Annotated in this window: 14 protein-coding genes and 3 tRNA genes; 7 read left to right on the top strand and 10 right to left on the bottom strand. The window is 49.7% G+C overall.

Annotation, left to right across the window (positions count from 1 at the left end):
- On the bottom strand, positions 1–429 hold the full coding sequence (gene cadR / locus HQN60_RS04965) for a Cd(II)/Pb(II)-responsive transcriptional regulator (protein WP_173532618.1): 429 nt from the start codon (positions 427–429) through the stop codon (positions 1–3).
- A 298-nt stretch (positions 430–727) separates the two neighbouring features.
- Here cadR and HQN60_RS04960 point away from each other — a divergent pair, with 298 nt between their 5' ends.
- The 7 genes from HQN60_RS04960 to HQN60_RS04930 all read left to right on the top strand — a co-directional run bounded on the left by HQN60_RS04960 (position 728) and on the right by HQN60_RS04930 (position 10529).
- A complete protein-coding gene (locus HQN60_RS04960) occupies positions 728–2989 on the top strand; it encodes a heavy metal translocating P-type ATPase (protein ID WP_373281545.1) in 2262 nt (753 codons plus the stop codon).
- A gap of 328 nt (positions 2990–3317) precedes the next feature.
- Positions 3318–3779 (top strand): CZB domain-containing protein, encoded by a 462-nt coding sequence (locus HQN60_RS04955; RefSeq protein WP_173532616.1) that lies wholly within the window; start codon positions 3318–3320, stop codon positions 3777–3779.
- Positions 3780–4148: 369 nt separating this feature from the next.
- Positions 4149–4778, top strand: coding sequence for a helix-turn-helix transcriptional regulator (locus tag HQN60_RS04950; protein WP_173532615.1), 630 nt, complete (start codon positions 4149–4151; stop codon positions 4776–4778).
- A gap of 70 nt (positions 4779–4848) precedes the next feature.
- Positions 4849–6153 (top strand): L-cysteine desulfidase family protein, encoded by a 1305-nt coding sequence (locus HQN60_RS04945; protein ID WP_173532614.1) that lies wholly within the window; start codon positions 4849–4851, stop codon positions 6151–6153.
- Positions 6154–6231: 78 nt separating this feature from the next.
- Entirely contained in the window at positions 6232–6612 is a 381-nt protein-coding gene (locus tag HQN60_RS04940; RefSeq protein WP_173532613.1) for a RidA family protein, read from the top strand.
- A 444-nt stretch (positions 6613–7056) separates the two neighbouring features.
- Positions 7057–8640, top strand: coding sequence for a methyl-accepting chemotaxis protein (locus HQN60_RS04935; protein WP_173532612.1), 1584 nt, complete (start codon positions 7057–7059; stop codon positions 8638–8640).
- Positions 8641–8948: 308 nt separating this feature from the next.
- A complete protein-coding gene (locus tag HQN60_RS04930; RefSeq protein WP_173532611.1) occupies positions 8949–10529 on the top strand; it encodes an ABC transporter substrate-binding protein in 1581 nt (526 codons plus the stop codon).
- A gap of 65 nt (positions 10530–10594) precedes the next feature.
- On the opposite strand, the gene HQN60_RS04925 is transcribed toward HQN60_RS04930, so the two are convergent.
- The 9 genes from HQN60_RS04925 to HQN60_RS04885 form a co-directional block, all read right to left on the bottom strand.
- Positions 10595–10670, bottom strand: a tRNA-Met gene (locus HQN60_RS04925).
- Between the two features lie 87 nt (positions 10671–10757).
- Positions 10758–10833, bottom strand: a tRNA-Met gene (locus HQN60_RS04920).
- Positions 10834–10880: 47 nt separating this feature from the next.
- Positions 10881–10956, bottom strand: a tRNA-Met gene (locus HQN60_RS04915).
- 188 nt (positions 10957–11144) lie between these two features.
- Positions 11145–12143 carry a peptide ABC transporter ATP-binding protein gene (locus HQN60_RS04910; protein ID WP_173532610.1) on the bottom strand — a complete coding sequence of 333 codons (999 nt, stop codon included), beginning with the start codon at positions 12141–12143 and terminating at the stop codon, positions 11145–11147.
- Positions 12136–13119, bottom strand: coding sequence for an ABC transporter ATP-binding protein (locus tag HQN60_RS04905; RefSeq protein WP_173532609.1), 984 nt, complete (start codon positions 13117–13119; stop codon positions 12136–12138). The genes HQN60_RS04910 and HQN60_RS04905 overlap by 8 nt, the downstream gene beginning before the upstream one ends.
- 8 nt (positions 13120–13127) lie before the next feature.
- Positions 13128–14033 carry an ABC transporter permease subunit gene (locus HQN60_RS04900; RefSeq protein WP_173532608.1) on the bottom strand — a complete coding sequence of 302 codons (906 nt, stop codon included), beginning with the start codon at positions 14031–14033 and terminating at the stop codon, positions 13128–13130.
- Positions 14034–14039: 6 nt separating this feature from the next.
- A complete protein-coding gene (locus tag HQN60_RS04895) occupies positions 14040–15050 on the bottom strand; it encodes an ABC transporter permease subunit (protein ID WP_173532607.1) in 1011 nt (336 codons plus the stop codon).
- A gap of 87 nt (positions 15051–15137) precedes the next feature.
- Entirely contained in the window at positions 15138–16736 is a 1599-nt protein-coding gene (locus tag HQN60_RS04890; protein ID WP_173532606.1) for an ABC transporter substrate-binding protein, read from the bottom strand.
- Between the two features lie 151 nt (positions 16737–16887).
- Positions 16888–17655, bottom strand: a complete 768-nt coding sequence (locus HQN60_RS04885) for a DUF2189 domain-containing protein (RefSeq protein WP_173532605.1) — start codon at positions 17653–17655, stop codon at positions 16888–16890.
- Positions 17656–17743: the final 88 nt, after the last annotated feature.

Here is a 17743-nt window from a genome sequence, read left to right as displayed (position 1 = left end):
TCACCCAAGATGCGTGCGTTTTTTATCCAATTTGCTGGGGGTTTCCATATCGGCTAAGCCTTGCAAAATCCCGCAAGGATTGTGATTGCTTTGGCAGTGTTGGCGTAGCTCGGTGAGTTGTTGTTTGAGTTGTTTGAGCTCTTTGATGCGGGTGTCGACGTGGGCGATGTGCTCGTCAAATACATCATTAATTGCGCTGCACCCATCGCCGCCTTGATCGGCCAAACGCAGCAAGGTGTGGATTTCTTCGTGGCTCATATCGAGTGCGCGGCAATTGCGGATAAAGCGCAGCCGTTCAATATGCGCCGGGCCATAAACGCGAAAATTGCCGATGGTTCTTTCGGCGGTTGGCAGTAGCCCTTCTTTTTCATAAAACCGAATGGTTTCAACCGAGCATTGCGCTAGCTTGGCCAGTTCGCCGATTTTCATTTCTCGATTCCTTTATCCGTGTTGTCGCATTGCTTGATTCAAATGGCTTGGTAGCCGCGCGCGCAAATTTTGCAGGTTTGCACACGGTGAAATTTAGGGTTTTTAGGGTGCGCATTTGCGCACGCTGTTGCGATGGTGGGGCGTGCGCAAACCCTGAAATTTGCCCGCTTTACGATCACACTTTCACGATCTACTGAATTAAATTTTGCAATACTGCACAACGTTGATTTTAGCGGTTGACTCTATAGTAACTTCAGGGTGTGTAATGTATTTAATGTTTAATCGTTGGAGCTGCCTTATGTCGCAATATCGTCAACATTCTTCCGCGCATGCGGCGCATTCCTCGGTCAGCCATGCGGCGTGTTGTGCGGGGCATAGCGAGGGCGCGGCATTGACCACCTTGGCTGCAGCTGAGCTAACAGCTGATGGTTGGGCGCAAACGCCGATTCGCATTATGCAAATGGATTGCCCAACCGAAGAGGCTTTATTGCGTAAAAAACTCGGCGCGATGACGGCGGTTTCGGGTTTGGAATTTAACCTCATGCAGCGGGTGCTGACGGTGCAGCATCAGCCCGAAGCGCTTGAGGCCATTTTGGCGGCGATTCGCAGCTTGGGCTTTACGCCCGAGCTGGGCGAGGCGGTGGCCACTGACGCACCGGTAAAGCCATGGTGGCCTTTGGCGCTAGCGGGGGTGGCGGCTTTGGCCGCTGAAGTGACGCATTGGCTCGATGGACCAACGCTGTTGGTGGCAGGCTTGGCGCTGCTGGCGGTCTTGGCTTGCGGCTTAACAACGTATAAAAAAGGCTGGATTGCACTCAGCAATGGCAATTTAAATATCAACGCTTTGATGAGTATTGCTGTGACCGGGGCAATGCTGATTGGTCAGTGGCCCGAGGCGGCGATGGTGATGGTGTTGTTTACTGTGGCTGAATTAATCGAGGCCAAATCGCTGGATCGGGCACGCAATGCAATTCAAGGTTTGCTACGACTGGCGCCGGATAAGGCGACAGTGCAGCAAGACGATGGCAGTTGGCTGGATGTCCCTGCGCAATCGCTGCTAATTGGTCAGCGCGTGCGGGTTAAACCGGGCGAGCAAATCGCGGTGGATGGGCAAATTTGCGCTGGGCAATCAACGATTAATCAAGCGCCGATTACCGGCGAGAGTTTGGCGGTGGATAAGGGCGTGGGTGATCCGGTATTTGCTGGCAGTATTAATGAGGCCGGTTCTTTTGAATTTACCGTGACAGCATTGGCCAGTAATAGCACGTTGGCGCGGATTATTCATGCAGTAGAAGCTGCGCAAGGAACACGCGCGCCGATTCAACGCTTTATTGATCAATTTGCACGGGTATATACCCCCATCGTCTTTGCGATTGCGCTTTTGGTGGCGATACTCCCGCCCTTGTTTTTTGCTGGGGATTGGCTGGCGTGGGTGTATAAGGCGCTGGTTTTATTAGTGATTGCTTGCCCTTGCGCTTTGGTGATTTCAACGCCGGTAACGATTGTTAGTGGTTTAGCAGCGGCAGCGCGGCACGGTATTTTGATTAAGGGCGGGGTGTATTTAGAAGAAGGCCGCAAGCTGGCGTGTATTGCGCTCGATAAAACCGGCACGCTGACGCATGGCAAGCCAGTGCAAACCGATTTTATTGATTTGCAAACGCCGGCGCAGCAAACGGCCAGCGCGGCGCAAGGCATCGCGGTTGAACAATTAGCCGTGAGTTTGGCGCAGCGCTCAGATCATCCGGTATCGCGCGCTTTGGCGCTGGCTGGCCAAGATGTAGCACTGTTAGAGGTGAGTGGTTTCACGGCTTTGCTTGGCTTGGGCGTAGAAGGGACGATTGCGGGTCAGCGCTATTATTTAGGCAATCATCGTTTAATTCATCAGCAAGGTTGGTGCTCGGCTGAGCTTGAGGCGCAATTGTTGCCACTGGAAGCGCAAGGTAAAAGCGTGATTTTATTGGCCAGCGAGCAAGGGGTATTGGCTTTGTTTGCTGTGGCCGATACGGTCAAAGACAGTAGCCGCCAAGCGATTGCTGAGCTGCATGCCTTGGGGGTCAAAACCATGATGCTCACGGGCGACAATGCCCACACCGCGCGCAGTATTGCCGAGCAAGTCGGCATTGATGAAGCTCGAGGCGATTTATTGCCGACAGATAAATTAGAGCTGATTGTGGCACAGCAAGCTCAGCTCACATCAAGCCAAAAAATCGGCATGGTTGGCGACGGGATTAATGACGCACCTGCTTTGGCGCGCGCCGATATTGGTTTTGCGATGGGCGCCGCTGGTAGCGGCACGGCGATTGAAACCGCCGATGTGGCGTTAATGGACGATGATTTACGCAAATTGCCACGTTTTATCCGCTTATCGCAGCTAACCCACCGTATTTTGTTGCAAAACATCGCCTTGGCGTTGGGGATTAAATTGCTGTTTTTAATCTTAACTTTGCTCGGCTACGGCAGCATGTGGATGGCGGTTTTTGCCGATGTGGGCGCCAGTTTATTAGTGGTGGCCAATGGTTTGCGATTGCTACGCACGGACGCATTGTTTAAACGCGAATAAATTGAATTAAACATTTAATCAACGCCACGCTGCAGTATTGAATGCAATTGGAATAATCAATTGTGGCGTGGCAATTAAATGCGTGCTGATTGAATTAAACGCTGTTTTGCATGGTAAATATTACAACTTATTTCTGCCGTTTCCTTTGATTTATGCTGTTGGAAGTCAAGTAAAATGCTGAAAAATAAAGGGCTGGCAGTGGTTGATTTTTAATCATTGTTTTACTGTTTGCCCTGCTAGATCGCATTAAAAAGAACGGCTACTTTTTAATGCTGCGCTGGTTTTCAATTTGACTAACAACAACGGATATAAATTAAATATGGCATTGATGAGTTGGCTTCGAGCAAAATTATCGAGTCGTGATATTAACAATGATGCAGAAGATACCGAAGAGCTGGTGCTGACTGCAGAAGAAAATAATCTCGATGGACTCAATTTAAGCCAAGCCTTGGCGGCGCATACCGCATGGAAAACGCGCTTAAGTGATGAATTAGCCGGAGCAAATGCCGAAAAACTCGATATCGCTTTGTTATCGCAAGATAATCAATGTGAATTGGGTCGGTGGCTGTATGGTGAAGGCAGCTTGAAGTATTCGCAAATTCCAGAATTTAATATGGTATGCCGAGCGCATTCTGAATTTCATTTTTGTGCCGCAGAAGTGGTGATTGAGCATCAATCGGGCGCGGTAGAGCAGGCGAAGTCTTTGTTAAAAGGCAAATTTCGCCAAGCATCCAATAAAAATCAATTAGAACTGGTGCGATTTTTTGCGGTGGCTAAAAAATTACTTTAATTTTATTCAATGCATTCACCCCGATTTTTAACGGTGAAATGGCTCGCTCAAACCCGCGTTTATCACGCGGGTTTTTTTTTCTTGATCGCGCGAGCTTGGCCAAATACGCCTGCTGTGCAGGCGGCTGGATGTCGATAAATATAGTTTCGTGAGAATAATTATTTATTTTATCGTGGTTTGAGTCTGTTGCTCGACTTGGTCGGCGCTGGTCTGGTTTGGGCGAGAATCCAAGCTAGATGCGAGTTTAATCTGCAGTTTGTGAAGAAAAAGCCCGAAAAAGTAACAAAATTTACCGTCAAGTTGTGATTGATTTTTTATCATTAAGATTGATATACTTTCGATGAGATAAATTTTATTGTGCACGACGTGATGAAAATACAAATAGATGCCCAATTATTGGTCGACTTTATTGCCGCCGTGTTGGGTGAAGATTCTGAAGTCGTCGTGCATGATTTATCGGATGTAAATGCGTCGCTTGCGGCGATTAGCCATGGTCATTTATCGGGTCGCACCGTTGGGGCGCCAGCAACCGATTTGGCGCTGCGCATGCTGCAAGAATGTATGCAGGTCAGCGACGTGAGCTACAAACTGAATTACCGCAGTAAAACGCGAGGTGGTGTTTTGCTGCGCTCTTCGACCTTGATTATTAAAGGCGAGAATGGTCAAGCCGCAGCTATGCTCTGCGTGAATACCGATGATAAGCGCTTGCTTGAGTTGCAAGAGTCGGTCAATAAGCTGCTTCCAGCGGATATGGCCGAACAGCATCAAGAATTGTTGTCGGCATCGGTCGACGATGTTGGGCAAGAAATTTTACACAGTGTGCTAGAGCAATATCCGATTACGCCATCGCGGATGTCGGCCGATGAGAAATCCCAAGTCGTGAAAGATTTAGAGCAACGAGGTTTGTTTTCAATTCGTGGCTTTGTGGCTAAAACGGCGGCGATTTTGGAGATTTCTGAGCCCACACTGTATCGCTATCTAAAAACCAATACCCATTAAACCTCAGTGCAGCATGCCAGCCACGCAGCAGCATGCTGAGATATTTGACATCAAAAAGGTCTAAAAACGCATGAATATGTCTTCTTCACACGCCCTATGGCCAGAATTTATTAAAGCAGTTCAGCACGAAGTAGCACCGGCATTGGGCTGTACTGAGCCAATTTCTTTGGCTTTAGCTTCAGCAATTGCTGCGCAGCATTTGGCAAAAACGCCAGAGCGCATTGAAGCCAAAGTGTCGGCCAATTTAATGAAAAACGGCATGGGCGTCGCAGTGCCAGGTACCGGTACTGTTGGGTTAAAAATTGCCGCTGCGGTGGGTGCATTGGCTGGCAACCCAGATGGCAAATTGGAAGTGCTCAAAGGCTTAACACAGGCGCAAGTGGATGCGGGCAAGGCGATGATTGCCGAGCAGCGCGTTGAGTTATCGATTGCCAATGTGCCGCATATTTTGTATTCGGAAGCGTGTGTGTTTCACGGTGAGGAGTGGGCCAAGGTACGCATTGCCGATAGCCATACCCGAGTTATTTATATTGAGCACAATGGCCACGTTATTTTTGAATTGGCGGATGTGGGCGCAGCAACGGCTGCCGCCGCTTACGATATTGCCAGTGCGACAGCGCAAGATGTTTATGATTTTGCCACGCTGGCACCCTTAGAAATGATTGATTTTATCGACGCGGCTGGCGTGTTAAATGATGCTTTGTCGCAAGAAGGCATGAAGGGCACGTTTGGTTTACATATTGGCGCGACATTGCAGCGCCAAATCGCCGCAGGCTTGATGTCGGAAGGCTTGTTGAGCCAGATCTTGATTCGTACTACGGCCGCTTCAGACGCCCGAATGGGTGGTGCGACGTTGCCAGCAATGAGTAACTCTGGCTCGGGCAATCAGGGTATTGCCGCAACGATGCCGGTAGTCGTGGTGGCCGAGCATATACAGGCGAGTAAAGAGCAATTAACTCGCGCTTTGATGATGTCGCATTTAATGGCGATTTACATTCACAGCAAACTACCGAAACTATCGGCATTGTGCGCGGTGACAACGGCATCGATGGGCGCGGCTGCGGGTGTGGCTTGGTTGCTCAAAGGCGATTTTAAAACCGTGAGCATGGCGATCTCGAGCATGATTGGCGATTTGTCCGGCATGGTGTGCGATGGCGCATCCAATAGCTGTGCGATGAAGGTCTCGACTTCGGCGCAATCGGTTTATAAATCAGTTTTGATGGCGATGGATGGCGTTTGCGTAACGGGTAATGAAGGTATTGTGGCGCATGACGTTGATCAATCGATCAATAATTTAGGGCAGTTGGCTTGTCAGGGTATGGTACAAACTGACGTGCAAATTTTGCAAATTATGCTGCATAAACAAGCAAAATAATGCCAGAGTAGGATTGAGCGAGTGAATACTGGCTCGTACTGAGTTTGATTTCAGTTTTAATATTTTAAAGGAATGAAGATGAAGGAAATTATTTTTACCGACGCCGCACCAGCAGCTATTGGTCCGTATTCACAAGCGACTGCGTTTGGAAACCTGATTTTTACTTCGGGCCAAATTCCATTAGTGCCAGCAACGGGTGAAGTGATTGCCGGTGATGTGTCGGTGCAAGCACGCCAAGCGTTAGAAAACCTGAAAGCGGTGTTGCTGCAAGGCAATAGCTCGCTCGACAATGTGTTGAAAACCACGTGTTTCTTGGCCGATATGGCTGATTTTGCTGCATTTAACGTGATTTACACCGAGTATTTTGGTGCTGGCGTTCCGGCACGCTCTTGCGTGGCAGTGAAAACCTTGCCAAAAAATGTATTGGTTGAAGTCGAAGCCATTGCGTATCGCGTTTAAGGTTTTAATTTAACGCGCTAGGCGCGAAAAACAATCACCGCCCGCCTTTCAATTTAGAAAGCGCAAGGCGGTGATTTTTTTTTGCCTGGCACTTTTGTTTGAGCAATTCAAATCCGCTTTGCTGTTGAGGTTTTCGCCGTTTCTGAAATACAACAGTTTGTATTTTATTTCACATTTGTTACATCTTTTTTGTCTGCCCATATGCGGCGTTTGAAATGAGATGGCAGGGTATCTTTATTGAGCCATTAATAAGTATGTCTTTGTAATATATACCTATGTTTTATTGGTTTTCACCTTGGACTTGAGATTGACGTTGTAACGCCGAGCGCATGCGGGTGTGTGGTGTTTTTGGATGGGGGATAACCCGCGTGTTGCTGCGATTTCGCTATGGCAAAATCCAGCCGGAGTTGGTTTATATCAATAAAAATAAGATCTGGAGCTGTGGTGAAAACAAATTTTCCGATAACAGAACATGAAGTGTTGGTGAGTAAAGATCGACCGTTAGTGACCAAAACAGATTTAAAGGGCGTGATTACTTATGCAAACCGCAGTTTTATTGAAATTAGCGGTTTTACTGAGAGCGAATTAATCGGCAAATCGCACAATATGGTGCGCCATCCGTTTATGCCTGAGGCGGCGTTTTTTGATATGTGGCGCTCGCTCAAGGCCGATCAGCCTTGGCAGGGCATGGTCAAAAATCGAACTAAATCAGGTGATTTTTATTGGGTGCATGCCTACGTTACCTGTTTGTATGAAAACGGCATCAAGACCGGCTATATGTCGGTGCGATCAATGCCAAGCGACGCGGAAAAACGCGCTGCGCAGGCTTTATATCAAGCGGTGAATCAGCGGCAGGCAACGTTGCCGGTGAGTTTGGCGCGGCCAGGCTTTTCATTGGCGCAGTTGGGTATGCTGTTTTGCTTGCCGATTTTATTGCTCTTGATCGGTCTGTGTTGGTTGGTACCGGGGGTTTGGATATTGGCTGCGGCATTAATGCTGTGGATAGCTGGCGGGGTGTGGTGGTTAACGCGGCAAACCGCGCAAGGCTTGCAACAGGCGGCATCGGCCTTGGCTTTATTTGCCGAGGGGCAGTTTAGTCAGTCGTTAACGCCGAGTGGCTTTCGGGAAATGAAAAGCGTATTGATGCGGCTTGAATCAATGCGGATTAATTTGCGGGCCTTACTCGCTGATGTGGTAATGACTGGGCGTGAAGTGGCGCAAGCGGCGCAAACCGCCAAGTTAGAAGCGCAGCAGGTCGAGCTACGCTCGGGGAAAACCGCAGAAGAAATTACCCGGATTGCTGCCGCTTTAGAGGAGTTATCGGTATCGGTTGAGGATATTTCTGAAACCACCCAGCGCTCTGAGTTGAGCGCCAATGAGGCTTGCCAACAAGTCAGCGTTGGCGCGCAAAAAATGACGCAATCGAAATTAGCCAATGACGCAGTGAGCGAGCAAGTACGGATGTCGTGCACCGCCATTGGTGAGCTCAATGCCGTGGCGCAGCAAATTGAATCGATTACGGCGGTGATTAATCAAATTGCCGATCGCACTAATTTATTGGCACTCAACGCCAGTATCGAGGCGGCACGCGCGGGTGAGCATGGGCGAGGATTTTCGGTGGTGGCCGACGAGGTGAGAAAGCTTGCTGAGAGTACCGGCATAAATATCAGTGATATTTCACAAGCGATTTTGGCCTTGCGCGCGCAGGTGTTGGCAACGCAAGCGCAGATCAATACTGTTTCACTCAGTAGTGAGCAGGCCAATCAGCAAATTGATCAAACGGTTGAGAGCTTAGATAGCCTGCGGCAATCAAGTGCTTTGATTGTGATTGCAGCCGGTGAAGTGGCCAATATGCTGGCGCAGCAAGTGAAGGCCACGACCGATGTGGCGCAAAGCATGGAGGCGGTGAGTGTATTGACCGAGGAAAATCATCAAGGCATTCAACGAACCAAAAATTGCGCCACTCAGCTGCAATCATCGGCGCATTCTTTGCATTTGCTGCTGGCGTATTTTGAGAAGTCGCTCTAAACGCCGCCGCATTGGGGCGAGCGAAAGCTGGAACTGATGCTGCTGCTAAAGATCCAATCGCTGGGTTGTGGCTCAGCGATTGGTGTTCGCACAGCGAATGAAAAATAATTCGTCATTTTTCGGCCTGCGCGTTAATAATCTATTTAGCTAGAAATCATCATGAAAGGTTTAAAGCATGGTCAGCAGCAAGGTGCAGCTGCATTTGAATGTTCCTTTTAAGGCAAAATCAAGCTAAGTAGCTAGGGGCTGTTGACGTTTGTTTTTTGGGCGCTATAGCGTCATTCTGGTTAATTTATTGGAGTATATGAATGAAGCTAAATAAAATCGCTGCATTGGTGGCAATACTCTTGGCGGGTGCTGTGAGCGCCAAGCCGCTAACGGTGTGCACTGAGGCCAGCCCAGATGGCTTTGATGTAGTGCAATACAATTCACTCACCAATACCAACGCGGCAGCTGATCCGATTTTTAATCGTTTGCTCGAATATGATGCGGCGACAGGTAAGCTGGTGCCGAGCTTGGCGCAGTCGTGGCAGGTGAGCGACGATCATTTGCAATACACGTTTAAATTACGCAAAAACGTGGCGTTTCAAAAAACGGATTACTTTCAGCCCAGCCGTGCTTTGAATGCCGATGATGTGGTGTTTAGTTTTCAGCGCATGCTCGATCCAAATCATCCATGGTATGCCAGCGCCCCGAACGGCTACCCGCACGCGCAATCCTTTGGCTTGGCTAAATTGATTGCGAGTATTAAAAAAACCGCCGATGACACGGTGGTGATTCAGCTTAAACAAGCCGATGCGACTTTTTTGCCGCTGCTCAGTATGGGGTTTACGTCGATTTATTCGGCGCAATACGCCAATCAATTGCTGGCGGCCAATCAGCAGGGGCAGTTGAATACTAAACCGATTGGCACTGGGCCTTTTGCGCTAAAAAGCTTTCAAAAAGACGCGGTGATTCGTTACGACGCGCATCCCAATTATTTTGCCGGCCAGCCCAAGGCAGACAAGCTGATTTACGCCATCACCGCTGATCCAACGGTGCGAGTACAAAAAGTCAAAGCCGGCGAATGCCAGATTGCGCTGGGGGTAAAGCCGCAAGACATTACTGCCGCGCGTAACGACAAAAAGCTCAAGGTCTTGAGTACGCCGATGTTTGCCACGGCGTTTGTGGCGATCAATACGCAGCACAAGCCATTGGATAAGGTGGAAGTGCGCCAAGCGCTGCAATTGGCGTTTGATCAAAAAGCCTATTTGGCGGCCGTATTTGAAGGCACGGCCAGCGCAGCGAACGGGCCTTTTCCGCCTGCAACGTGGAGCTATTTGGCAGGCAATCATGAACAGCAAAATCTAACTAAAGCCAAAGCGTTATTAAGCAAAGCAGGCTTGCCCAATGGCTTTGAAACCACCATTTGGGTGCGCCCTAGCGGCAGCACTTTGAACCCGAATCCGCGCATGGGCGCTGAAATGCTGCAGGCGGATTTGGCCAAAATTGGTGTTCGGGCCGAAATTAAAACCATAGAATGGGCCGAACTCATTAAGCGCGCTAAAGCCGGTGAGCACGATCTGCTGTTTATGGGCTGGACTGGGGACAATGGTGACCCGGATAATTTTTTAACCCCGCAGTTTGCCTGTGCCTCGGTTGAATCTGGGCTTAATTTTGCGCGCTTTTGCCAGCCGCAACTCGATGGCTTGATTCGCTCAGGCAAAACTACCGCTAAGCTTGCCGAGCGCACGCAGCATTACCAAGCCGCGCAAAAAATCATCCGCCAACAAGCGCTATGGATTCCTCTCGCTCATCCACTCACCTCGGTCATCACCACCGATAAAGTGAGTGGCTACGTGGTAAACCCATTTGGTCGGCAAGCTTGGGCGAATGTGGTGGTGAAATAGGGCGAGGTAGTAGAGGTAGCCAGAACGCAAAAAAACCTAGGCTTGAGACCTAGGTTTTTTGGTATTGGTTGCGGGAGTAGGACTCGAACCTACGACCTTTGGGTTATGAGCCCAACGAGCTGCCAACTGCTCCATCCCGCGTCTGTACTGGGTTTCTGCTGCAAAATACGACGAGCAGAAACTAAAAAACCACCAACCCATTAAGCATGAATCAGTGGCTTAGATATTTGGTTGCGGGAGTAGGACTCGAACCTACGACCTTCGGGTTATGAGCCCGACGAGCTGCCAACTGCTCCATCCCGCGACTGTTTTGTTGCTCTACAAACTTCGACTTGGCTTGCGAAGTAGGTCTGGTTGCGGGAACAGGACTCGAACCTGTGACCTTCGGGTTATGAGCCCGACGAGCTGCCAACTGCTCCATCCCGCGACAGAGAGGCCGAACTATATATTGGATATATCGCTTCGTCAATGCTTTTTTATCGATCATGCTGATTAGGGGCGGAAAAACAGATTAAATCACAATGACTTAGCGCGGCGTTTTCGGTTGTCGCGATGCTTTGCCGTGGCCGTAAAAAAAGACGCCGCAGCGTCTTTTAAAGGCACAGATTTATGCATTTATGCTTGCGTGAGCGAATTGATTTCTTCTACGCGGTGGCAGGCGATCATTCTGCCGGCAACGGGGCGTAATTCTGGGACGGCGCTTTGGCAGTGGGCGTTGGCGTAGGGGCAACGCGTATGGAAGGTGCAGCCGGATGGCGGATTGATTGGCGATGGTAGCTCACCAATCAATTTAACTTTTTCGCGTCGATTTTCGGCGCGAATCGCCGGCGTTGCCGACATTAAGGCTCGGGTGTACGGGTGCAAAGGTTGCTCAAAAATACTGGTTTTTGGACCGTATTCAACGGTGCTACCAAAGTACATCACCATCACATCGTCGGCGACGTGTTCAACGACGGCCAGATTGTGGCTGACAAACACGTAGGCGGTGCCCAGTTGTTCTTGCAAATCCATGAATAGATTCAGAATTTGCGCTTGGATGGACACGTCGAGCGCTGAGGTTGGCTCGTCGGCGACCAAAATCGCCGGTTGCAGCATCATGGCGCGGGCAATCGCCACGCGTTGGCGCTGGCCACCAGAAAACATATGTGGGTAGCGATGATAGTGCTCTGGGCGCAGGCCGACGGTTTTGAGCATCTCGTGCACGCGGGCTTTTCGTTCTTCGGCAGAAAGCTCGGTGTTGAGTAATAAAGGCTCACTGAGCATGTCGCCAATGGTTTTACGCGGGTTTAAGCTGGCGAAAGGATTTTGAAACACCATTTGCACTTTAGGGCGCAGTGTTTTGAGCTGGCTGGCATCCGCGCTGGCAATATCAATGCCGTCGATAATCAAATGACCGGCGCTGGGGCTTTCAATTAAGGTGAGCTGGCGCGCTAGCGTGGATTTACCACAGCCCGATTCGCCGACAACGGCCAGTGTTTTACCGGCAAACAGTTCAAATGAAACGTCATTGAGTGCTTTGACGGTGGCGGCGCTTTGCCATAGTCCACCGCCGACTTTATAGTGCCGCGATAAATGTTCAGCGCGCAGAATAGGGCTTAAGTTGTTTTCACTCATGACTAGGTATACCGTTGGAATCTAATGGAGTAAAGCAGCGCACACTAGTACCTGCTATAGGTATTATGGGTGGGTGCTGCGATGCACATTGTGCGTTGGCATATAGGCAGCGCGGGCTAAGTAAGCAACCTGTTGGCCTATCGTATTGGCCCGGCACCACGCCAGCGAGGGTATTTAAGCGTCGTGCGCCTTTGCTGTGCTCTGGAATCGAGCTGAGCAGCGCTTGGGTATACGGATGGCGTGGGGTGGCAAATAGGGTGTCGGTGGCGCTGGTTTCGACGACTTCACCGGCGTACATCACGACCATTTTTTGCGCGATTTCAGCGACCACGGCCAGATCATGGGTGATTAAAATCAGCGCCATATCATTTTGTTTTTGCAGATTGACTAGCAGCTCCATAATCTGCGCTTGCACCGTCACGTCGAGCGCGGTGGTGGGCTCATCGGCAATCAATAACTTGGGTTTACAGGCAATCGCCATTGCAATCATCACGCGCTGGCTCATACCGCCCGAGAGTTGATGCGGGTAGGCATTGAGGCGCGATTTGGCGTCGGGGATTTCAACTTGCTCAAGTAATTCTAAAGCGCGCGCTTTTAACGCCGCCCCGCGTAGTGGGGTATGTTGTTTGAGCGTTTCTATCAATTGGTCGCCAACGGTATACGCGGGGTTGAGGCTGGTGAGCGCATCTTGGAAAATCATCGCAATATCGCGGCCAATGATTTGTCTTTTTTGCGCCGGTTTCATACCAATTAAATCTTGGCCGGCAAAGCTTAAGTTCTCAGCGGTGACGATGCCGGGCGCGTCAATCAGGCCCATCATGGCCAGCATGGTGACCGATTTACCTGAGCCCGATTCGCCGACGATACCTAAAATTTCACCGCTATTGATGCTCAGATCAAGCCCCGATACCGCCCGAAATGGATTGCTGCCGTGGCCAAAAGTCACGTTGAGCTTGCGAATGTCTAATAAACTCATACCTTGCCTTACGCTAATTTTTTTAATTTAGGATCGAGCGCATCGCGCAGACCGTCGCCCATTAGATTTAAGGCAATCACGGTAATCAAGATGGTGAGTCCCGGCATAGTGACCACCCACCAAGCGCTTTCGATGTAATCACGCGCGGATGCGAGCATCGTGCCCCACTCAGGTAGCGGTGGTTGTGCACCTAAACCCAAAAAGCCCAGCGCCGCAGCATCCAAAATCGCCGCCGAAAACCCGAGCGTCGCTTGCACAATTAACGGTGCCATACAGTTAGGCAACACGGTGTTAAACATCAAACGCAATTGGCCCGCGCCAGCTAAGCGGCTGGCAATCACATAGTCTTTGTGTAGTTCGGTCATGGCTGAAGCGCGCGCTAAGCGCACATACGATGGCAAAGACACCACGGCAATCGCCAGCATGGTATTGGTGAGGCCAGGGCCGAGTACCGCCACAATCGCTACCGCGAGTAGTAATGAAGGCAAGGCCAGCATCACATCCATTAAACGCATAATGGCGTCGCCAATTTTGCCCGGATAAAACGCCGCAATCAGCCCCAAAATCACACCGGGAATTAACGATAGCAACACCGATACCAAGCCAATGGTGAGCGAGAGCCGTGCGCCATACATCAGGCGCGACAAAATATCGCGGCCGACTTCATCTGTGCCCAGAATAAATTGCCACGAGCCGCCTTCTAGCCAAGCCGGCGGCGTTAAAAACGCATCACGGTATTGCTCGATAGGGCTGTGTGGCGCAAGGATAGGGGCAAATACCGCCACTAAAACCAAGCAAACAAAATAAATTAACGCAATCAACGCGCCACGGTTGCCGCGAAATGATTGCCAAAACTCAGTCCATGGCGAGGGGTGAGAAAACGGGGCTTCAATAGCAGTGGTCGGGGTATTCATAAAAGCTTATCTCGAATGGCGAATACGTGGATTGATCACCCCATAGAGGATGTCGACCAGCAAGTTAACAAAAATAATCAGCGTGGCGATCAGTAAAATACCGCCTTGCACCACCGGATAATCACGGCGAGAAATCGAGTCAATCAGCCATTTACCAATGCCCGGCCAAGAGAAAATCGTCTCGGTGAGCACGGCGCCAGCGAGCAAGGTGCCCACTTGTAGACCGATCACGGTGACGACGGGAATTAAGGCATTACGCAGCGCATGCACAATAATAATCCGCGTGCGGCTGAGCCCTTTGGCGCGCGCGGTGCGGATATAGTCTTCACGCAATACTTCGAGCATCGACGAGCGCGTCATCCGAGCGATCACCGCCATTGGAATGGTGCCTAAAACAATCGCCGGTAAAATCAAATGCATGACTGCAGATTTAAACGCGCCTTCTTCACCGGAGAGCAAAGTATCAATCAGCATAAAACCAGTCACTGCCGGAATGTCGTATTCCAGCGAGATTCGCCCAGAAACCGGCGTCCAGCCAAGATGAACTGAAAACACCATGATGAGGATCAGTCCCCACCAAAAAATCGGCATTGAGTAACCGGTAAGCGCTGCACCCATCACGGAATGATCAATCACGGTGCCGCGTTTAGTTGCCGCGAGCATGCCGGCAGCGAGGCCACAAATGACGGCAAACAGCATCGCCGCCATCGAAAGCTCGACGGTAGCGGGGAATAATTTAAGAAACTCGCTCATGACTGGCTCGTGCGTCACGATGGATTCGCCTAAATTGCCTTGCAGCAATTGGCGCAAATAATCCCAATATTGCACGTAGAGCGGCTGATCAAGGCCAAGGCGCTGCATGGCGGCGCGGTAAAATTCTGGGTCCAGTCGGCGCTCGCCAACCAGCAATAACACTGGATCACCAGGGATCATGTGAATGAGCGCAAAAGCCAGTAGCGTGACGCCCAAAAAAGTGGGAATAGCGACTGAAATACGCTTAATGATAAAGCTGAACATGGGCATTCTCCCCGTGAGAAAAACCACGGGCGGTGATAAGACGGAGAAAGCCCAGCCTAAAATGAATTAGGCTGGGCGCATTGCAGATTATTTGACGGTCACACCATAAAAGGAATTGAGGCCAAATGGGCTGACTTTGAAGCCTTGCACTGATTTGCTAATGGGTTGATACACCGTCGAGTGAGCGATGGGGGTAAATGGCAATTCACGCTTGAACACTTCTTGGGCTTTTTCATACAGCTTAGTACGCTCGGCTTGATTGCTCAGCGTGCGTGCTTTGACCACTAAAGTATCAAATTCTTTATTGCACCAGCGCGAATAATTATTGCCGCCGACCGCTTCGCAGCCTAAGTTCACGCCAAGCCAGTTGTCTGGATCACCATTGTCACCAGTCCAACCAATCATCAATGAATCATGCTCGCCCGCTTTAGCGCGCTTGATGTATTCGCCCCATTCGTAGCTGACAATCTTGGCTTTAATGCCAATTTTGGCCCAATCGGCTTGAATCATTTCGGCCATCAATTTGGCATTCGGGTTGTAGGCGCGTTGTACTGGCATCGCCCACAGGGTGATTTCAGTGCCGTCGGCAACGCCAGCTTTGGCGAGCATCGCCTTGGCTTTGGCTGGATCAAATGGCGCGTCTTTGAGCTTTTTGTTGTAAGACCATTGTGTTGGTGCCATTGGGTTGGTGGCCGGTTGCCCTGCACCTTGATACACCGCGGCTAAAATGGCGGGTTTATTGATCGCCATATCGAGTGCTTGGCGCACTTCCAGCTTATCAAATGGTTTTTTCTGTACGTTGTAGCTGAGCCAGCCGAGGTTAAAACCAGCTTGTTGTAGCAAGTTGAGTTTTGGATTGGCTTGAATGGCCTTGATGTCTGCCGGGCGTGGGTAGGCCATCACTTGGCATTCATTCTTTTGCAGTTTTTGGTAGCGAACCGACGCGTCAGTGGTAATGGCAAAAATCAATTTATCCAGCTGAACGTCGCCTTTGCGCCAATATTGGCTATTGCCATCAAAACGGATATTGGAGTCTTTTTGGTAGCTGCGAAATACGAAAGGGCCGGTACCAATTGGCTGGGTATTGATTTGATTGGCTTTGCCTGATTTTAATAATTGATCGGCGTATTCAGCAGAGTGAATCGAGGCAAATGACATCGCTAAATTTTGCAAGAAAGCGGCGTCGACGGTTTTGAGTTTGATGCGGACAGTATTGGCGTCGAGTTTTTCGACTGCAGCAATATTGGTATCGAGACTCATGTCAGAAACATAAGGAAAATCAGCTGGCGCAGCTTTATTGAATGGATGATTTTTATCAATCATTCGTTGCACAGTAAAGATCACGTCATCAGCATTGAAATCACGGCTTGGTTTGAAATATGGCGTGGTGTGGAATTTAACGCCTTTTCTCAACGTGAACGTGTAAGTCAGGTTGTCGGGTGAAACATCCCATTTTTCGGCCAAACCTGAGCGAATTTGTGTCGAGCCACGCTCGAATTCGGTAAGACGGTTAAAGATTGTTTCGGCTGAGGCGTCAAAATCGCCGCCTGTCACTTGGCGGGTTGGATCAAAACCGGATGGGCTGGCTTCGGAGCAATAAATCAACGTTTTATTCGCTGCCATGCTGGTACCAGCCATGAGGGCCAGCGTTGTGGCTAACATCAGTTTGCGTACTTCGAGATGCATTGAGTATTACTCCGCTTAAAAGAAAATGAGCCGTAGATTGATAACAATCTTACGGCCCATGCTAATAGCTAAGTAGAGAACTCCACATCAGGATTATCCCGCACTGCTTCAGTAATTTTAATTTACGTCAAGATGCAGTATTGGTGTAATTTTACTCTATCAGTTCTTTGTAAGCATACCAGGTGGCGTGCCCGAGTAAGGGAAATATGACGATTAAGCCAATTAAAAATGTGGCAAAACCCAGCGCAGTTAATCCCACGATGAGACCTGCCCATAACATCATTGCAGGGAGGTTTTCAGCTACTGCACGCAAGCTAGTCATCATCGCTGTGACGCTATCTAATTCTCGATCAGCTAGCAGTGGAATTGAGACTGCAGTTAATGCAAATACAAAACAGGCTAATACAAAACCACCAGCAAGCCATGCCAGTGTGAAGGGTAGAAACTCACCGCTTAAAGCTTGCAAAATGGATTGTTTTTCAATGAATTGCCCTGAGTACATTAGGGCAAACAACACCGCCGACGTGCGTTCCCAAGAAATGGCGATAAAAGCCAAAATCACGCCTAAAAACGCCAACTGACCGCCATTTTTATACAGGTCATGAATTGATTGTAAAAAAGACGTTTCACGGCCTTCGTCTCGTTCGCTAGTTAATTCATAAATACCAGCAGCGCCCAGCGGAGCTAGCAGTAAAAAGCCAGTAATTGCGGTGGTGTAGAGGTGTACGTCTTGCAGCGTGAACAGTAGTAATAAAGCACCGGTGACTGAAATAATCAGCCCGTACAGCAGGCTGGGCGCTGGGTGTTTGATGAGATCTTGCCAGCCCATTTTGATCCACGCTAAAGGGCGAAGAAAGCCGACTTTTCGCGTTACAGGCAGCGTGAAATGCTGATCCAATTCATTTAAATGTAAATCCATGGCGAGGCACTCCCAAGACGCAGTGTATAAAAACAGCTATTTTTTCATAGTCAGTTTTGACGTGATTAGCTTTGCTTTCAGATGGGCG

The sequence above is a fragment of the Deefgea piscis genome (genome assembly GCF_013284055.1).
GTDB classification, from domain to species: Bacteria; Pseudomonadota; Gammaproteobacteria; order Burkholderiales; family Chitinibacteraceae; genus Deefgea; species Deefgea piscis.
This window is presented reverse-complemented; position numbering and strand designations above follow the sequence as displayed.

What these genes read in the sequence shown, in the direction of transcription:
- cadR (WP_173532618.1), bottom strand. Translation starts at nt 429, where the DNA reads ATGAAAATCGGCGAACTGGCCAAGCTAGCGCAATGCTCGGTTGAAACC.
- HQN60_RS04960 (WP_373281545.1), top strand. Translation starts at nt 728, where the DNA reads ATGTCGCAATATCGTCAACATTCTTCCGCGCATGCGGCGCATTCCTCG.
- HQN60_RS04955 (WP_173532616.1), top strand. Translation starts at nt 3,318, where the DNA reads ATGAGTTGGCTTCGAGCAAAATTATCGAGTCGTGATATTAACAATGAT.
- HQN60_RS04950 (WP_173532615.1), top strand. Translation starts at nt 4,149, where the DNA reads ATGAAAATACAAATAGATGCCCAATTATTGGTCGACTTTATTGCCGCC.
- HQN60_RS04945 (WP_173532614.1), top strand. Translation starts at nt 4,849, where the DNA reads ATGAATATGTCTTCTTCACACGCCCTATGGCCAGAATTTATTAAAGCA.
- HQN60_RS04940 (WP_173532613.1), top strand. Translation starts at nt 6,232, where the DNA reads ATGAAGGAAATTATTTTTACCGACGCCGCACCAGCAGCTATTGGTCCG.
- HQN60_RS04930 (WP_173532611.1), top strand. Translation starts at nt 8,949, where the DNA reads ATGAAGCTAAATAAAATCGCTGCATTGGTGGCAATACTCTTGGCGGGT.
- HQN60_RS04910 (WP_173532610.1), bottom strand. Translation starts at nt 12,143, where the DNA reads ATGAGTGAAAACAACTTAAGCCCTATTCTGCGCGCTGAACATTTATCG.
- HQN60_RS04905 (WP_173532609.1), bottom strand. Translation starts at nt 13,119, where the DNA reads ATGAGTTTATTAGACATTCGCAAGCTCAACGTGACTTTTGGCCACGGC.
- HQN60_RS04900 (WP_173532608.1), bottom strand. Translation starts at nt 14,033, where the DNA reads ATGAATACCCCGACCACTGCTATTGAAGCCCCGTTTTCTCACCCCTCG.
- HQN60_RS04895 (WP_173532607.1), bottom strand. Translation starts at nt 15,050, where the DNA reads ATGTTCAGCTTTATCATTAAGCGTATTTCAGTCGCTATTCCCACTTTT.
- HQN60_RS04890 (WP_173532606.1), bottom strand. Translation starts at nt 16,736, where the DNA reads ATGCATCTCGAAGTACGCAAACTGATGTTAGCCACAACGCTGGCCCTC.
- HQN60_RS04885 (WP_173532605.1), bottom strand. Translation starts at nt 17,655, where the DNA reads ATGGATTTACATTTAAATGAATTGGATCAGCATTTCACGCTGCCTGTA.